Annotated in this window: 13 protein-coding genes; 11 read left to right on the top strand and 2 right to left on the bottom strand. The window is 26.5% G+C overall.

What is annotated here, in order from left to right:
* The 4 genes from ACRCYC_RS09730 to ACRCYC_RS09715 form a co-directional block, all read left to right on the top strand.
* Nucleotides 1-817, top strand: an 817-nt coding sequence (locus tag ACRCYC_RS09730; RefSeq protein ID WP_438618953.1) for a hypothetical protein, incomplete at its 5' end; no start/stop codon positions are given.
* 23 nt (nucleotides 818-840) lie between these two features.
* Nucleotides 841-1,278 carry a hypothetical protein gene (locus ACRCYC_RS09725; RefSeq protein WP_438618952.1) on the top strand — a complete coding sequence of 146 codons (438 nt, stop codon included), beginning with the start codon at nucleotides 841-843 and terminating at the stop codon, nucleotides 1,276-1,278.
* Between the two features lie 59 nt (nucleotides 1,279-1,337).
* The gene (gene murJ, locus ACRCYC_RS09720; RefSeq protein ID WP_438618951.1) at nucleotides 1,338-2,900 is read left to right on the top strand and encodes a murein biosynthesis integral membrane protein MurJ; all 1,563 of its coding nucleotides are present in this window, start codon (nucleotides 1,338-1,340) and stop codon (nucleotides 2,898-2,900) included.
* A gap of 87 nt (nucleotides 2,901-2,987) precedes the next feature.
* Entirely contained in the window at nucleotides 2,988-4,967 is a 1,980-nt protein-coding gene (locus tag ACRCYC_RS09715) for a fructose-1,6-bisphosphatase (protein ID WP_438618950.1), read from the top strand.
* 52 nt (nucleotides 4,968-5,019) lie between these two features.
* On the opposite strand, the gene ACRCYC_RS09710 is transcribed toward ACRCYC_RS09715, so the two are convergent.
* Nucleotides 5,020-6,426, bottom strand: a complete 1,407-nt coding sequence (locus ACRCYC_RS09710; protein ID WP_438618949.1) for an alanine/glycine:cation symporter family protein — start codon at nucleotides 6,424-6,426, stop codon at nucleotides 5,020-5,022.
* 420 nt (nucleotides 6,427-6,846) lie between these two features.
* Between ACRCYC_RS09710 and ACRCYC_RS09705 the strand changes: the two genes are divergently transcribed.
* From ACRCYC_RS09705 to bioA, 5 genes are all read left to right on the top strand, one after another.
* A complete protein-coding gene (locus tag ACRCYC_RS09705; protein WP_438618948.1) occupies nucleotides 6,847-7,341 on the top strand; it encodes a PTS sugar transporter subunit IIA in 495 nt (164 codons plus the stop codon).
* A gap of 118 nt (nucleotides 7,342-7,459) precedes the next feature.
* Complete coding sequence (locus ACRCYC_RS09700; RefSeq protein ID WP_438618947.1) at nucleotides 7,460-7,588, top strand: hypothetical protein; 129 nt, start codon at nucleotides 7,460-7,462, stop codon at nucleotides 7,586-7,588.
* 152 nt (nucleotides 7,589-7,740) lie between these two features.
* Nucleotides 7,741-8,691 carry a biotin synthase BioB gene (gene bioB / locus ACRCYC_RS09695; RefSeq protein ID WP_438618946.1) on the top strand — a complete coding sequence of 317 codons (951 nt, stop codon included), beginning with the start codon at nucleotides 7,741-7,743 and terminating at the stop codon, nucleotides 8,689-8,691.
* Nucleotides 8,692-8,706: 15 nt separating this feature from the next.
* Nucleotides 8,707-9,402 (top strand): dethiobiotin synthase, encoded by a 696-nt coding sequence (bioD, locus tag ACRCYC_RS09690; RefSeq protein ID WP_438618945.1) that lies wholly within the window; start codon nucleotides 8,707-8,709, stop codon nucleotides 9,400-9,402.
* A gap of 15 nt (nucleotides 9,403-9,417) precedes the next feature.
* Nucleotides 9,418-10,764: an adenosylmethionine--8-amino-7-oxononanoate transaminase gene (gene bioA / locus ACRCYC_RS09685; protein ID WP_438618944.1), complete on the top strand. Its 1,347-nt coding sequence runs from the start codon at nucleotides 9,418-9,420 to the stop codon at nucleotides 10,762-10,764.
* A gap of 49 nt (nucleotides 10,765-10,813) precedes the next feature.
* Here the strand turns inward: bioA and ACRCYC_RS09680 are convergent, their stop codons facing one another.
* The gene (locus tag ACRCYC_RS09680) at nucleotides 10,814-11,410 is read right to left on the bottom strand and encodes a peptidylprolyl isomerase (RefSeq protein WP_438618943.1); all 597 of its coding nucleotides are present in this window, start codon (nucleotides 11,408-11,410) and stop codon (nucleotides 10,814-10,816) included.
* A gap of 135 nt (nucleotides 11,411-11,545) precedes the next feature.
* Here ACRCYC_RS09680 and ACRCYC_RS09675 point away from each other — a divergent pair, with 135 nt between their 5' ends.
* Together ACRCYC_RS09675 and ACRCYC_RS09670 are read left to right on the top strand one after the other, a co-directional pair.
* Nucleotides 11,546-11,941, top strand: a complete 396-nt coding sequence (locus tag ACRCYC_RS09675; protein WP_438618942.1) for a single-stranded DNA-binding protein — start codon at nucleotides 11,546-11,548, stop codon at nucleotides 11,939-11,941.
* 74 nt (nucleotides 11,942-12,015) lie between these two features.
* The coding region (locus tag ACRCYC_RS09670) for a hypothetical protein (RefSeq protein WP_438618941.1) at nucleotides 12,016-12,310 on the top strand (295 nt) is incomplete at its 3' end.

Below are 12,310 nucleotides of genomic sequence, written 5' to 3'. Positions count from 1 at the left end.
TAACTTAATTTTTATGAAAAAGGAAGATATAGATGAAGAAAGTATACTAAAAGAGACATGTATATTAAGCATTATATATGGTTTAATTATAGGGTTCATATCTATAATAGCAAGAAAGGTTATAAATTTATCTATGAGTGAGTATTATAGTATGTCCATAGTTATAAGATATAGCTTTATAAAAAGTATATTAAATGGAACTTTAATAGCTTTTATACCGACTTACATAGTGATACTTAAAAAAGTAAAACCTAATAATTTAATTTTAAAAATTATAAATAAAGTTTTGAAAGTTATTTCTACACTTTATTTAACAATAATAATATTATTAACGCTGAGTTTAGTTGTAAACCATACATTTACAATTAACCAAGATTTATTTGGGGTAATTACGCTAACTCAACTTGCTATATACATATTATATATAGTTAATTTAGTTCCTGTAGTTATACTAAATACAGTTATATCTATATTTAGTATAGGTGATATAGGTATGTATTTAAATGAAAATATGACACTGCTTATATATTCAATTTTACTTTTTAATATAGTAATACTTATAGTATCAGGATATGATATTAAAAATAAATTTAACAATAAAAAATTCATAAAATATTTTAGTTTTGTATATTCTCTAGTCATTGGACTTAGTGTATATTTAACTAAAGTAGATACAAAGGGGTGTTTATCTTTATTAGGACTTCAAAACTATGAAGCATACTCTAATATAGGTGGTAATATGCTGTTAGGAATAATTATATCTTTTATATATAGTTATATAATTTTATCTATAGGATATAAACTTAATAAAGAATAACTTTGAAGAATTGGAGAAATACAATGAATAATATAAAAAGGAAAATGAATAAAAGTAAGGAAAAATTTGAAAATATAAAAGAAAAAAACAAGTTTAATAATAGTATAGAAAAAGCACAAAAGGAAAAACTTGAAATTTTTGTGAATGCGGGAATATATCTTTATGATTTAGTTAGAAAAGACGAAATTGTTAGAAGTGATTTAGTGAGTCTATTTGATGGCATAATTGAATTAGATAAAAGTATATATCAATTTAGTACAGAAATTGAAAATTTAGGCAATCAAAAGAGTCAAATTTGTGAATGTGGTAATTTAATAAAACTTGATAATAAATTTTGTAGCCAGTGTGGAAAAAGTGTAGATGTAGATATATCGGTTTTAAAATGTGAATTCTGTTTGAATAATATCGATATAGGTGATAAGTTTTGTACATGCTGTGGTAAAAAAGTATTAAATATATAGTATATTTACTATGTACTAACTAATAGAAGTTAAAGCACAAGGAAGAAGGAACGTAATATATGTCAAAAGCAAAGAAATCGGCAGTTGTTCTAATGTTTATAACATTTATCTCTAAAATAACAGGATTTTTTAGAGATATAATATTAGCGCAACATTTTGGAGCTAGCATTATAACAGATGCCTATATAACAGCACTTAATATACCTGTTGTATTATTTACAGGTATAAGTGCATCTTTAGGTACAACTTATATTCCTATGTTTTTTAAGATAAAAGAAGAACAAGGACAAGAAGGTGTAAATAAATTTACAAGTAATGTTTTAAATATTGTAATTATTTTAAGTTTGATAACTATAGTCTTAGGAAGTGTATTTACTCCTTATATAGTTAAAATATTTGCAATGGGATTTAAAGGCGAAGAATTAAGAATTACAACTGAATTTTCAAAAATATTAATGCCGTCAATATTGTTTATAGCTGCAAATGGTCTAGTATCATCATACTTGTTAGCTAATGGAAGATTTTATATTTCAGGATTAGTATCTATCCCGTTTAATATTATATGTATATTAGCTATAATAGTTGGTAGTTTTACTAATTCATATACAATGGTATGGATAACTTTATTTGCATATATGGCTCAACTTTTATTTCAAATTCCATTTTTAAGAAAGAGTGGATATAAGCATAGCTTAAGTGTTGATATAAAAGATGAAAATGTAAAAAATATAATATATTTAATTATACCTGTATTTTTAGGATCTTATGTAGATCAAATTAATAATGTTATAAATAGAACTTTAGCATCAACTCTAGATACGGGAAGTATAACAGCTCTTAATTATGCTAATAAATTAAATGTATTTGCTATAGGAATTCTAGTTATATCTATATCTACAATAATGTATCCTATGCTTTCCAAATTCGCTAGCCAGAATAATATGAAAGCTTTTAAAAGTAGTTTGATAAGATGTATAAACATAGTGATAATCATTATGATACCTATTATGGTAGGTATGATGATTTTTGCAACACCTATAGTTAAGCTTTTATTTGAAGGTGGATCGTTTACTAATAGAGATACGCAATTAACATCTACAGCACTATTATTTTATTCCTTAGGTATGGTATCTTTTGGTATAAGAGATATGCTGTCAAGGGGATTTTACTCTTTGCAAGATACAAAGACTCCAGTGAAAAATGCTATAGCAGCTGTATGTGTTGATATAATATTCTCTATAATATTAGTCAAGGAGATGGGAATTGGAGGCCTTGCTTTATCAACTTCAATATCAGTTACATTTGGGGCTATATTGCTTATGATAGCGTTAAGACGAAAGGTAGGTAGGCTAGGTATCAAAAGTAGTGTAATTACCTTTACAAAGTCTATGATAGCCTCTATGATAATGGGATTAGTTGCGAATAAGTTATATAATTATGTGTTTTTAATAGGTGAGAATTTTGTAGATGAAAAAAAACATCTTATATTAGTATCATTAGTAATAGCTACAGTTATAGGAGCTTTAATATATTTAATTTTAAGTATAATATTTAATATTAAAGAAGTGAAAGATATTATAAAACAATTAAAACTGAAAATTTTTCAATTGATAAAAAAGTAAGATGAGATTTCTTACTTTTTTATATTTAAAGATAAGATATGATATAATTAAAGTCATAAGAATTATTTAAAATTTAGGGGGAGAAAAATGAGTTTAGAAATATCAGAAAAAGTATGCAGAGATAATATAAGATATTTAAATTTACTTTCTAAACAATATCCTACAATATCTCAAGCTTCAACAGAAATAATTAATTTAGAATCTATATTGAATTTACCAAAAGGAACTGAACATTTTTTATCTGATATACATGGAGAGAGTGAACCTTTTGTACATGTTTTAAAAAATGGATCAGGGGTAGTTAAAAGAAAAATAGAAGAATTATTTGGTGATTCTATTATGGAAAGTGAGAAGAAAACTTTAGCAACTTTAGTTTATTATCCTGAACAAAAACTGGAAATTGTTTTGAGAGAAGAGGAAAATATAAATGATTGGTATAGGGTAACTCTTCATCGAATAGTTGAACTGTGTAGATATGCATCTACTAAGTATACGAAAGATAAGGTAAGAAAGTATCTTCCAAAAGATTTCGCATATATAATAGAAGAATTATTAAATACAGATTGTAATATTGATCATAAGAAAAAATATTATCAACAAATTATAAATACTATAATTGATATAGATAGATCAAAAGAATTTATAATAGCTATATCAAAACTTATACAACGATTAGTAATAGATAGGCTACACATAATCGGTGATATATATGATAGAGGGCCAAGACCAGATATAATAATTGACACACTTATGGATTATCATAGTGTTGATATACAATGGGGCAACCATGATATTTTATGGATGGGAGCAGCTGCTGGGCAGAAGGTATGTATTGCAAATGCAATTAGAATATCTGCTAGATATGCTAATTTAGATATAGTAGAAGATATTTATGGTATAAATATATTACCATTAGCAACGTTTGCTTTAAATATATACAAAGATGATCCATGCGAAGCTTTTATACCTAAAATATCAGAAGGAGAGTACAATAAAAGTGAAATATCTTTGATATCTAAGATGCATAAAGCTATATCTATAATTCAATTTAAATTAGAACAGGATATTATAAAAAGAAGACCTGAGTTTAAAATGGATCATAGATGCTTATTAAATAAAATAAATTATGAAGCTGGAACTATAACTATCAAAGGTAAAAATTATAAGCTTAAAGATACTAATTTTCCAACTATAGATCCTCAAGATCCATATAAGTTAACAAAAGAAGAAGAAATTGTTATAGATAAATTGAAGTCTTCGTTTGTAAATAGTGAAAAACTTCAAAAACATACTTCATTTTTATTTTCAAAGGGAAGTATATATTTAATATGCAACTCTAATCTTTTATTCCATGGATGTATACCATTAAATGAAGATGGAACATTTAAAAAGTTTACAATTGAAGGGGTAGAATATAGTGGGAAATTATTAATGGATAAATTTGATTCTTTAGCTAGAGAAGGATACTTTTATAGAGAAGGAAATGAACAGAAAGAATATGGAATGGATATAATGTGGTATTTATGGACGGGAGAAGCATCTCCTTTATTTGGGAAAGATGATATGGCTACTTTTGAACGTTATTTGATTAAAGAAAAAGAGACGCATAAAGAAAATAAAAATTCATATTTTAAGCTAAGAGATACTGAAAATATGTGTAATATGATATTTGATGAATTTGAGTTAGATAGTAAAGAATCACATATTATAAATGGACATGTACCTGTTGAATCTAAAAAAGGAGAAAGTCCAATGAAAGCTAATGGAAAATTAATAGCCATTGATGGTGGATTTTCTAGAGCATATCAACAAAAAACTGGAATAGCAGGATATACATTGATATACAATTCATATAGTCTTCAATTAGTATCGCATCAACATTTTACAAATACTGATCAAGTTATATATGAAGAAAGTGATATACTGTCTATAACTTCTATTGTAGAGAGAAATATAAATAGGAAATATATAAGAGACACAGATATAGGCAAGGAAATTTGTGAGAGTATAAATGATCTGAAATTATTACTTTTAGCGTACAGAAAAGGTATAATAAAAGAATCCTAAAAAAGATTGATGTTAAATATATTTAACATCAATCTTTTTTTATTATTAAAAATTATATTTCATCATTCCAACATTCGGTACCATTTAAACCTTCTATAGATGATGATTTGAATATAGGTGTTTTAACACCTGAATTTTTCTGTTTTGTATAATCTTTTAAGGCTAAGAATGCAAATTTACTAAGTCTAGCAATAGCGAATAAATTTATAATTGCCATCAAAGCCATAAATAAATCTCCTAAGTTCCATACTATATCAACAGCAGTTAAAGAACCAAAGATAACCATAAGCACAACAAACAATCTATATGATGTTAGTAAAGTTTTACTACCACTTATAAATTCTATATTTGATTGACCGTAGTAGTAATTACCTATTATAGAAGTGAATGCAAATAAGAATATACAAATTGCTATAAAGTAATCACCAAAAACTCCTATTTGAGATGATAATGCATATTGAGTTAATTGAATACCTGATAAATTACTAGATGCATAATCTGAGCAAGTTAGTATTATAAATGCAGTACAACTACATATAACAATAGTATCTGTAAATACTCCAAGAGCTTGAACAAGACCTTGGCTAACTGGATGTGATGTAGTAGCTGTAGCAGCTGCATTAGGAGCACTACCCATACCAGCTTCATTAGAGAATAAACCTCTTTTTACACCCATAAGTATAGTAGTACCTATACCACCACCTGCTATAGCTTGTAATCCAAATGCATTTTCCATGATTAATTTGAAAATTTCAGGTAATTTATCTATATTTATAACTACTACAAATAATGAAACAAGTATATAAGCTACTGCGAATATAGGTACAACAACTTCTGAAATTTTAGCAACTCTATGAACTCCACCAAAAATTACGGAAGTTGTTAAAACTGCAAGAACTATTGCCATAAAGCTTTTATCAATACCAAATGCAGATTTGAAAGCTTCAGCTACTGTGTTTGATTGTATTGCATTAAAAACAAATCCGAAACAAACTGTGATAAGTATAGAGAATACAACACTCATGAATTTGTTGTTAAGTCCTTTATCTATATAATAAGCAGGACCACCTCTAAAACCATCTTTGTCTTTAACTTTATATATTTGAGCAAGTGTAGATTCAACGAAACTAGATGCCCCTCCTATTAAAGCAACCAACCACATCCAAAATACAGCACCAGGACCACCCAAAGTTATAGCGATTGCGATACCTGCAATATTACCAGTACCTACTCTAGAAGCTGTACTTATACAAAAGGCTTGGAAAGAAGAAACTTGACCTTTCTCTTTATCACCTACTGAAGATGAGCCTAATAAGCGTATCATTTCTTTGAAATATCTAAATTGTACAAAATTACTTTTAATTGTAAAGTAAATTCCTAAAATTAATAATAATGCGATTAAAACATATGACCATAAAAAATTATTCAATGATGAAACTATGTTGTTAAAAAAATTCAAATAAATCCCTCCTAATAATGAAAAATAATTTTATAAATTCTTGAAAAAGAAATTTAAAGTCGAATAAAATTCATTTTTAAAGAATTATATAATAAAAAAATGAATAAAGCAACACTTAAAACACTTAAAAAAGCTAGGAAAATGTTATTTTTAATTAAAAATATATGAATAATTTTAAAATAAAATTGCAAAAAAAGAAAAAAGGTTAAAAAAATAAAGAGTTTGAATGATTTATTGTTAAATATTAAGTAAATATATAGATATTTTATATATAAAAATAAATTGAGAAAAAGTTATCATATATTAACTAAAACTACTTGATTCTACAAAAAATTAATTATATAATAATATATGTAATAAAATTAAATTAAATTTTATTTTATTTATGAAAACGTAATTCAATACTAAGGAGTGTAAAATATGGGTCTATTCGATATATTCAAAAAGTCAAAGCAAGAAGATGTTAAAGGAATAGTATCACCTACAAATGGAGAATTATTAGAAATAACTAAAGTTCCAGATGAGGTATTCTCAACTAAAATGATGGGTGATGGATTTGCTATAAAATCATCTGATGGTGTTATAGTATCTCCGGTAGACGGTAAAATAGGAGTAGTTTTTGAAACTAAGCATGCAATAATAATAGAATCTACAGAAGGTAAAGAAATACTTATACACTTAGGTATAGATACTGTAAATCTAAAAGGTGAAGGATTTGAAGTATTTGTAAACGTAGGTGATGAAGTTAAAGCTGGGGATAAACTAGTTAAAATGGACTTACCATTTATAGAAGCTAATGCTAAATCATCAATAAGTCCAGTTATATTCACAAACTTAGAATCTAATGAATCTATAAAAGTTACAGAAGGAACAGTTAAAGCTTCTGAAGCTGGTAGAGTAGAAATAGTTAAGTAATATAAAAGAGTCTGCTATATAGACTCTTTTTTTTTATTGTATAAATACAGGCATTTTTTGAACCTATACAACATAAGTTTTAATATAGTATTTATATTAAACTAAGGGGGAAAAAATTATGAAAAGCCAATTAATAAGAGATTTACACTCTGTAAATATTAGGAGACATCCTATAACTAGAAAAAAATTAGAAAGTTTAAAAACTTCAGAAATAGTTAATATATGGTTTGAATATTTTAAAAAATAAGAAAAATAAATTAACAATAAAAGTAAAAGTCGCATATTGCGGCTTTTTTTATTTAAAATAAAAAATGTAAACTTTAAAAATAAAAATAGTTGACCTAAACGCAAACCAAAGTTAAAATAAAGTTAACAAATAACAAGTAAGGGGAAAAATATATGTTATATAGAATGTGTGAGATGATAAAAGGCGGATATAAAATTAACAAACAAGAAGCTATAGAACTTTTAAATTATAAGACGGATGAGTTAGCTAACTGTGCAGATAATATAAGAAAATATTTTCTTGAAAAAAATTTTGATACATGTTCAATTGTAAATGGTAAGAGTGGTAAGTGTAGTGAAGATTGTAAATTTTGTTCTCAGTCAGCTTTTCATAAAACAGATATAGATATATATCCTTTATTAAGTCAAGAACAATTTTTAAAAGATGCCAAACACCATTTTGAAAAAGGAGTTAAACGATATTCTATAGTTACATCAGGAAAAAAACTAAATAATATAGAATTAAAAAATATATGCAGATCGTATAATGCTATAAAAAATGAAGTTGGTATAAAAGTGTGCGCGTCTCATGGATTGCTTGATAAACATGAACTTAAGCAATTAAAGTTATCAGGAGTTGAAAGATATCATAATAATTTAGAAACATCTAGAAATTTTTTCAATAAAATATGTACAACTCATACATATGAAGACAAAATAAAAACTATAAAAGCAGCTCAAAATATTGGATTAGAGGTTTGTAGTGGAGGAATAATAGGGCTTGGTGAAAGTGAAATCGATAGAATTGACATGGCTTTTGAACTTAGGGATTTAAATATAAAGTCAATACCTATTAATATTTTGAATTATATAGAAGGCACTAATATTAAACTTGAAAGACCTATAACAGAAGATGATGTTTTAAAAACTGTAGCAATTTTTAGATTCATAAATCCAAATAGTTATATAAGATTAGCGGGAGGGAGAAACTTACTAACTAATTATGGGGAACTAGCTTTTCAAAGTGGTGCTAATGCTACTATAACAGGAGATTTACTTACAACTTGTGGAAATAATATAGATAATGACATGAAAATGATTAAGTCGTTAGGCTTTGATATATAAGAAGGAGATATGAAAATGAATGGAATATTTATAGTAGGAACAGATACAGATGTAGGAAAAACATACATAAGTGCGCTTTTAATGAAAAAACTTATAGATAATAATATAAATGCAACATATTATAAATCTGTATTAAGTGGTGCTTATGAAGAAAATGAAAATCTAATTCCTGGAGATGCAAAATATGTATGTGATGTTTCTGGACTTGATGAGGAATATGACCATATTGTTTCTTATTCGCTTAGAACACCGGTTTCACCTCATCTAGCAGCAAAAATAGAAGGTAAAGATATAAATTTAGAGAAGATAAAACATGACTTAAATAGGCTTAGGGATAAATATAATTTTATTCTAGCTGAAGGCAGTGGGGGTATAATTTGCCCTATAAAAATAAATGAAAATGAAACTATATTGCTAGAGGATATAATTAAAATTACAGGATTTGATGTAATTCTTGTAGCAAGGTCAGGTGTGGGAACTATAAACCATACGGTACTGACCGTAGAGTATTTGAAATCTAAAAATATAAATTTAAAAGGAATTATTTTAAATGAATATGATAAAAAAAATATTGCGCATAAAGATAATGCAAAAATAATAGAAAAATTGACTAATATTAATATAATAGCATATGTTCCTAAAAATGAGGATAATGAAAAAATCAAAGAAATAGAAATAAATTTAGATTTAGATCAAATTGAAAGTTATTAAAGGGGGATATAAAAAATGAATTTAGTTGAAAAAGATTTAAAATACATATGGCACCCATGTTCTCAAATGAAGGACTATGAAACTTTTAATCCTATAGTAATTGAAAGTGGAGATGGAATATACTTATATGATATAGATGGAAATAAGTATATAGATGCAATAAGTTCGTGGTGGTGTAATTTATTTGGACATGCAAATAAAAGAATAAATAAAGCCATATCAAATCAAGTTAATACACTAGAGCATGTTATATTTGCAAATTTCACTCATAAACCAGCTGTTAAACTTTGTGAGAGAATAATACAAATTGCACCAGACAGACTTAAAAAAGTGTTTTTTACAGATAATGGATCAGCATCAGTGGAATGTGCTTTAAAAATGAGCTTTCAATATCATGCACAGGTTGGAAAAGAAAAAAAGAAAAAATTTGTAGCTATAACAGATGCATACCATGGAGAAACAATAGGTGCTCTTTCAGTGGGTGACTTAGATTTATATAGTAAAGTATACAAACCTATAATGTTAGATACTGCTAGAGTTGAAGGTCCTGATTGTTACAGATGTAAGTTTAAAAAACAAAGAGAATATTGTAGTGCAGAGTGTTTTTTATACATGCAGGAATACATAGAAGACAATCATGAAGAGATAGCTTCTGTAATAATTGAACCTATGGTCCAAGGAGCAGCTGGTATGAAAATATATTCTCCTATTTATTTGAGAAAACTAAGGGACATATGCGACAAATATGACATACATTTAATAGCTGATGAGATAGCTGTTGGATTTGGAAGAACTGGCAAGATGTTTGCATGCGAACATGCGGATATATCTCCAGATTTTATGTGCTTATCTAAGGGGCTTACAGCAGGATATGTGCCTATGGCATTAGTATTAACAACTGACAAGATATATGATGCATTCTATGATGATTATAGTACATATAAAGCTTTTATGCATAGTCATACATACTCAGGAAATCCTATAGGATGTACTATAGCAAATGAAGTTTTAGATATATTTGAAGATGAAGACATACTTTTACAAAATCAAAGTAAGGCAAAGTGTTTTTATAATAAAATACAACAAAGTTTAGGATCGCATGAACATGTGGGAGAAATAAGAAGTTCGGGACTTATAAATGCGATTGAATTAGTAGTGGATAAAGAGACAAAAGAAGGATTTGATTCAAATTTAAGATTAGGATATAAAATTTATCAAAGAGCTCTTAAAAAAGGGGTATTATTAAGGCCCCTAGGAAATGTGTTATACTTCAATCCACCATATGTAATATGTGAAGATGATATGGATAAAATGATTAGAGTATGTAAAGAATGTATTGATGAAGTGCTAAAAAACTTATAATGTAGAAAGGGAGTTTAACTTAAATGGAGGACTCCCTTTTAAAATAGAATTACTTGTATTTTATAGGTTCTTTGTAAATATCTCCTTTAGTATCTACCTTTATAGAATTAATTACTAAAAGCTTACCTTGAGTTCCTAAGTCTTCTATTTGATATACTAAATCCATTCCTTTAATCACTTTGCCGAAACCGGCATATTTTCCGTTAAGATGAGAAGCTGATTTAGTGATAATGAAAAATTGACTACCAGCACTATTTTTAGAATGACTTCTAGCCATAGATAAAACACCTTCTGTATGTTTTAAATTATTTCTAAATTTGTTTTTATTGAATTCACCTTCAATAGTATATCCAGGGCCACCTATTCCAGTTCCTTCTGGACAACCTCCTTGTATAACAAAGTTTTTAACTACTCTATGAAAAGTTAAGTTGTTATAAAAATTACTATTAGATAAAGATATAAAATTGTTTACTGTATTTGGAGCTATATGAGGGTAAAGTTCAGCTTCTATAACACCTATATCCTTAACATCAATATAAGCTATAGGTAATTCTTTTGGAGTAAATATTGATTTTTCTGGTATTTCTTTTTTAGATAAGTTAAATAAGTTTGATAATTTAGATAAAAATCCATTTTCTTTATTCATAAAAATTCACCTTTCAAATTTTAGATAAATTTAATTATATCATATAATTATTATAATAAAATATAAATATTTGTATAAGTGAACTTATGTTTGTCCATAATTAAGTTAATAAAACATAATGGAGGAGGAACTAAATTGAATAGTATAATTTTAGTTGGAAGATTAACAAAGGATCCAGAAATTCAATATATTGGAGAAAAAGCAATACCGGTTGCGAAATTTACACTAGCTGTAAGTAGAAATATAAAAAAGGAAAATAGACCTCAAAAAACAGACTTTATAAAAATTGAAGCATGGAGAGAAGCAGTTGGCATATGCTCAGATAAATTTAAAAAAGGAAGTTTGGTTTCTGTAACAGGAGAACTTAGGATAGATGAATATAAAGATAAAGAAGGAAATAATAAATATATGACAAAGGTTACTACATATAATGTGAATTTGTTAGAACATAATAAAACTCAATTTAATGGAATAGATATATTTAAAAATGAAAATAGTGTAAAGGTAGATGAAGCTGCACTTCCATTTTAATTATAAGGACGCCTCTTATAAAGTTATTTAAACTATAGAAAGTGAATATAACTTATTAAGGGGTGATTTTTATTTTGAAATTAAATATAGAAAAAAATACATATGAAAGTGATTATATAAGAATAGATGCAAACACAAGACTATATGATTTATTAGAGGATTTAAATAGTTGTCAAAATTTATTTGGGATTGAAAATATTATTAATAATATTGTTTTTTTAAATTTAGATGCAAATATTACACTAACTGAATGTATTTTAAGTGAAAATATAAGAATATTAATTTTGCCTTTATTATTATCATTAGATGCATTTATAGAACTTGAATCATCTAATTACGAACGAACTGTATTAATAAGGCATTTTATAA

It is taken from the genome of Paraclostridium sp. (assembly GCF_051657365.1).
Lineage (GTDB): Bacteria > Bacillota > Clostridia > Peptostreptococcales > Peptostreptococcaceae > Paraclostridium.
The sequence above is the reverse complement of the archived record's forward strand: the minus strand, read 5'-3'. Positions and strand labels throughout refer to the sequence as shown.